We start from the raw sequence: 4,438 nt of genomic DNA, 5'->3' as shown, positions 1-4,438 counted from the left end.
AGAGAGAGTATGACAATGAGCAATAGTATTTTTGATGAACTTTATACATCGATGAAGCAAGCCGAAGCGATTGCAAAAGGAGAGCAGACTCCTGCGAATGTCACTCGTTATGAGATTGCCGATGTTAAAGCGATCCGAGCACAACTGGATGTCAGCCAAAAAGAGTTGGCACAAGCGATGGATGTGAGTATTGATACCGTGAAAAGTTGGGAGCAAGGACGGAGAAATCCGACAGGTTTAGCAAGCAAAGTCCTAACTCTACTCTCTAAAGAGCCAGAGCTTTATGCGAAGTTTTCAGTTTAAAGATTAAGAGGTGTCTATGAGTGCAGCTGTTACTTTTGAGCAATTCTGTCAGCGTTACGAGTACGATCCGAGAAGTTCGTTATCTCGATTTGAATATGAGAAGTACAAAGAGAAGAAGTACAAAGAGAACTTAGAGATAGCTAACGAGCTGATCACCAAAGATGCCATCGATAAGATGAAAACATAGAAAAAACGCCCTTAGAGGGCGTTTTTTGTTTCAATCGAACTGCGAACTTTTTGTCCTGTAAATCGCTCTGAAAGCGTCACAAACTTACAGCCCGATTTCTGGCTAATTAGGTAAGGATAAGTGCTTAAAAACGCTCCAGGAGCGTTTTGAGAGCGTCAGATTGGCGTTTTGAGATGCTAAGTCGGCTATTTAACGTAATAGGAATAATAATCACCACCACAACGTTATGTTGCTTTAAATTATGAGCTTCTTTGCTTCGATTTGAAGCCATTCAAATGTGTTTTTGGGCTCTCCATGCATTTCCATTTGATGCCAAAGTTTTTCAAATGACAAAATAGTGACTTGTAGAGCAACTTCTTCATTTCCAATTTCCATTGTTAAATTTTCGAGAAGTTTAATCGTATGAGCATCTACTAAAGTGTCGTATTTTTTTATTTTACACAAAGCCATAACGCAATACTCACAAAGTGTTGATATGCATGTAACTTTATAATAGTGCTCAATTGCGTATATAGTGGTTTTTTTTGGCCTAAGTCTATTAAGAACGTTCAATTGCTCACACAAACCTAGTCTTAAATATGATGTGTATGAGATAAATGGGATAAAGCGTGAAACTAAAAATTTATTTTAAAACATCGAATAACAAAGGCTTTGAAATCGCATCATATCAAGAACATTACGAGACAATTGTTGCTCAATGGCTTTCGTTAGGTCGTACACTAGAATCGAGTTCTTTTTTCCTTGTGCTGTACGATGATGATGGTAAGTGTGTAGATGCCAAATATCTTTCAAAAAATAATTTTAGTCGATTGCTGATAGAGTGGGACTGCTTTGGTTTAAAAGAAAGTAATGAGTAATTTAACGTAACACTCGTTGTGCGAACTGAACGATAGAACGCAAAAGGTTGCCCAAACCGGCGACCTTTTTTACATCTGGCAGATACGAAAAACGCCTCCCAATGGGAGGCGTTTTTCTTGAGGACGTTCATTACCTTAGAAAAGGATCGTTGAGATCCCAGCTCTTTGGTTGTAATCTCAATCCCCAGATGTGACAAAACCGACCCTGCAAGGTCGGCTTTGATCGGAATACTTACCGGTTTGACGGCCTGTGTAAGTCCTTTCATGATAGCCCATATCGTTTAAGCACTTCAAGTATTCCTGCACTCTGTTTGGACTCAAGATGTTTTGGACAGAGCGATGCGCATCAGCCACCGACCAAGGGAAGTTCCAAAGGTGGCAGGTAAAGGCACTAATCAAAACTTGCGAAAGCACGATAAAACCGCTCTCTTGTAGCTGCTAGAGGGAGAACTGCGGAAAAGGAATAATTGATTAGTGTTGTGAGACTGGAATGGGGGCGTAAAGCCTTACTCACAGCGCAGGGCAGCCCGAAAGGGAAGAGACTTACCCAATCTGAAAGCGACCAAAAAGATACCCAAATCACTCATAAATTTGAGTTGAAATGGGTAGGGGTCGGCGCAGCCGAAAGGGTGGTTTGCGCTAGCTTGGCTAGCCTCCTCTTTGCTCTTACTGTCATTGTTTGATACTTCATGATTTCCCTTATTTGCATTTCTTTATCTTACTTTCTATCTTTTGTTAAGCACATAAGCAAGGCTACACAAAGACCCCTCCACTTCGTTACGTTGTCATTGTGTCTTGTAAGGGACGCTACGCTCCCTTAACCCTAGTTAAAAGCACTCAAACTAAAGAATTGCCATGACTGAAAAGAAGAAAGTAATACGAGAAAAGTCCATCAAGATCAGAGTCACTGAGACTGAACTTCAAGCTCTGAAAGATCGGTGTGATGGTGCGGAATTAGCTCCTTGGGTGAGAGCGACTTGTCTTGGGGAACGGACTCTTAAAAGAGCCAATGTTCCTAAAGTAGACCCCGCATTATTGCGCCAGTTATCTGGACTTGGAAATAACTTGAATCAGATCACTAGAGTAGTGAATACCCAGAATTATGATGTCGTGAATGTGGTTCAAGTATTGGCTCAACTTTCAGCAATCGAGCGTCAGCTTGGGCAAATAATGGCACAGTATGAGATCTCAGTATGATTGTTCAGTTCGCTCGTAGAGGTAAGGGCGTTGGGAGTGGCCCTGTTGATTATCTCTTAGGGAAAGATAGAAATCGGGAGAGGGCGACACTCAATCAAGGCGATCCTGATTTAGTTCAATCACTCATTGATTCGAGTCCTTACGCCAAAAAGTACACATCGGGCTTTCTCTGTTTTGCTGAAACGGACTTATCACAAGAGATTAAAGATCGCCTCATGGCTGATTTTGAAAAGGCTTTGTTACCAGGCTTAGACAAAGACCAATACTCCATTCTTTGGGTAGAGCATCTTGATAAAGGGCGGTTAGAGCTGAATTTTGTTATTCCAAATATTGAGCTTCATTCTGGCAAGCGACTTCAACCTTACTACCACTTTGCAGACAATCCTCGTATCGATGCGTGGCGCACCATTAAGAATCTTGAACTAGGGCTTCATGACCCAGATGACCCTGCTAATCAGCAAGGCTTGGTGAGTGCTAAAGACACTCCATCCGATGCAAAAGAGATTCAGCAACTTCTTACCGATGGTCTACTTAATCTTGCTCAATCAGGCGCGATCCGTAGTCGAAAAGGGTTAATTGGTGCGCTTGAAAGCAAAGGATTTGAGATTGCCAGAGTGACAGCTAAAAGCATCAGCATTAAGAATCCCGAAAGTGGGAAACGAAACATAAGATTAAAAGGTTTGTTGTATGAGCAAGATTTTGAATATGGCGAGGGACTTCAATTCGCAATCGAAGAAGCAAGCCAACGCTATCGAGCAAACGCTAAAGAAAGACTTCGAGAGGCACGAACAACGTATTCAAGATGCGTTGAAATCAAGCGAGCAGAAAATCATAAACGACATCCAAGAGCAGCAATCACGTTTGAATCTCTTGGTGATGAAAACATGGATTTGGTTGCCAGTGACCCTGTTATTTTTGGTGATCGTCAGTTACGGGATCGCTTGGTATCAAGGGCAGACGATATTAGACAATCAGAAAAAGATAGCCCGCCAAAAAGCGATCCTAGAGCAGTTCCAGAACAAGACTTGGGGGCTTTCTCTGTACGAGAGCCAGAAAGGGGAACGTTTTATTGTGATACCAGAGGGTTACTCGATTCTGGAGGGGTGGACAATGAACGATGGCAAGAACGAGCTGATCAAGTTGGAGAGGAAATAAATGACCGAGCTAGAGAAACAACTTTTGCACGCCTTCGAGGTTTTAGAGAGGCAGCACAAGGAGCAGCACAGCGAGTTCGTGAAGCTCTACAAGGATTTAGAGAAAAGATTCGAGCAGAGCAGCGAGGAGAACCAACGCTTACAGAGCAGTGTGAGCAGCTTGACCATGCAAGTAAACAACTTGACGCAGCAGCTCCAGTCGTTGGAAAAGCAATACAGCAAGAGCAGTCGTTAGCACGACAAAATCGCAGAGGTCGAGGTTTCGGATTTAATCGTTAATACATTTGAAAATACGCTTGCCAGGAGTACAATGTACTCCTATTCTTTTGGGAGAGGATCGGGTTATTAGCTACGCATTAGAGTTTATTGAAACGCCATTGTTTGAATCTCAGCGAAAAGAGATGCTCACGGATGAAGAGTTTCGAGCGTTGCAGTCAGACATCATCAAAAACCCAGAAATGGGATCGTTGATTGTCGGAACGGGAGGGCTAAGAAAAGTTCGCCTTGCTGGAGAATCGACAGGTAAGAGTGGTGGTTATCGAACGATTTACTTACTGATCCAACCTGATGTTGTCTATTTGGTGTTGCTGTACAAGAAAGGGAGAAAGGACTCTTTAACTCAGAAAGAGAAGAATCTCCTTAAAGAAGTGTCGAGGTCGATTAAGAGAGAGTATGACAATGAGCAATAGTATTTTTGATGAACTTTATACATCGATGAAGCAAGCCGAAGCGATTGCAAA

8 protein-coding genes are annotated in these 4,438 nt (G+C 42.3%); 7 read left to right on the top strand and 1 reads right to left on the bottom strand.

Annotation, left to right across the window (positions count from 1 at the left end; genetic code table 11):
• Positions 1 to 303, top strand: a 303-nt coding sequence (nadS, locus tag R7O12_RS23480) for a NadS family protein (RefSeq protein ID WP_318126443.1), incomplete at its 5' end; no start/stop codon positions are given.
• Positions 304 to 319: 16 nt separating this feature from the next.
• Positions 320 to 490 (top strand): hypothetical protein, encoded by a 171-nt coding sequence (locus R7O12_RS23475; protein WP_005398424.1) that lies wholly within the window; start codon positions 320 to 322, stop codon positions 488 to 490.
• Positions 491 to 724: 234 nt separating this feature from the next.
• On the opposite strand, the gene R7O12_RS23470 is transcribed toward R7O12_RS23475, so the two are convergent.
• The gene (locus R7O12_RS23470; RefSeq protein ID WP_031819061.1) at positions 725 to 940 is read right to left on the bottom strand and encodes a hypothetical protein; all 216 of its coding nucleotides are present in this window, start codon (positions 938 to 940) and stop codon (positions 725 to 727) included.
• A 158-nt stretch (positions 941 to 1,098) separates the two neighbouring features.
• On the opposite strand from R7O12_RS23470, the gene R7O12_RS23465 reads away from it, so the two are divergent.
• The 5 genes from R7O12_RS23465 (at position 1,099) to R7O12_RS23450 (ending at position 4,387) form a co-directional block, all read left to right on the top strand.
• Positions 1,099 to 1,347, top strand: a complete 249-nt coding sequence (locus R7O12_RS23465; protein WP_005398517.1) for a hypothetical protein — start codon at positions 1,099 to 1,101, stop codon at positions 1,345 to 1,347.
• An 855-nt stretch (positions 1,348 to 2,202) separates the two neighbouring features.
• Positions 2,203 to 2,544, top strand: coding sequence for a MobC family plasmid mobilization relaxosome protein (locus tag R7O12_RS23460; RefSeq protein ID WP_213965040.1), 342 nt, complete (start codon positions 2,203 to 2,205; stop codon positions 2,542 to 2,544).
• A gap of 687 nt (positions 2,545 to 3,231) precedes the next feature.
• On the top strand, positions 3,232 to 3,699 hold the full coding sequence (locus tag R7O12_RS27325; protein ID WP_203506492.1) for an MbeB family mobilization protein: 468 nt from the start codon (positions 3,232 to 3,234) through the stop codon (positions 3,697 to 3,699).
• Positions 3,700 to 3,933 carry an MbeD/MobD family mobilization/exclusion protein gene (locus R7O12_RS27320; protein ID WP_169567099.1) on the top strand — a complete coding sequence of 78 codons (234 nt, stop codon included), beginning with the start codon at positions 3,700 to 3,702 and terminating at the stop codon, positions 3,931 to 3,933.
• 61 nt (positions 3,934 to 3,994) lie between these two features.
• Complete coding sequence (locus R7O12_RS23450) at positions 3,995 to 4,387, top strand: type II toxin-antitoxin system RelE/ParE family toxin (protein WP_224723981.1); 393 nt, start codon at positions 3,995 to 3,997, stop codon at positions 4,385 to 4,387.
• The last annotated feature ends 51 nt before the right edge of the window (positions 4,388 to 4,438 follow it).

It is taken from the genome of Vibrio sp. Vb1574 (assembly GCF_033338675.1).
This window is presented reverse-complemented; position numbering and strand designations above follow the sequence as displayed.

Excerpts from the sequence above, each read along its gene's own strand:
- R7O12_RS27320 (WP_169567099.1), top strand. The coding sequence starts at position 3,700 with ATGACCGAGCTAGAGAAACAACTTTTGCACGCCTTCGAGGTTTTAGAG.
- R7O12_RS23475 (WP_005398424.1), top strand. The coding sequence starts at position 320 with ATGAGTGCAGCTGTTACTTTTGAGCAATTCTGTCAGCGTTACGAGTAC.
- R7O12_RS27325 (WP_203506492.1), top strand. The coding sequence starts at position 3,232 with ATGAGCAAGATTTTGAATATGGCGAGGGACTTCAATTCGCAATCGAAG.
- R7O12_RS23470 (WP_031819061.1), bottom strand. The coding sequence starts at position 940 with ATGGCTTTGTGTAAAATAAAAAAATACGACACTTTAGTAGATGCTCAT.
- R7O12_RS23460 (WP_213965040.1), top strand. The coding sequence starts at position 2,203 with ATGACTGAAAAGAAGAAAGTAATACGAGAAAAGTCCATCAAGATCAGA.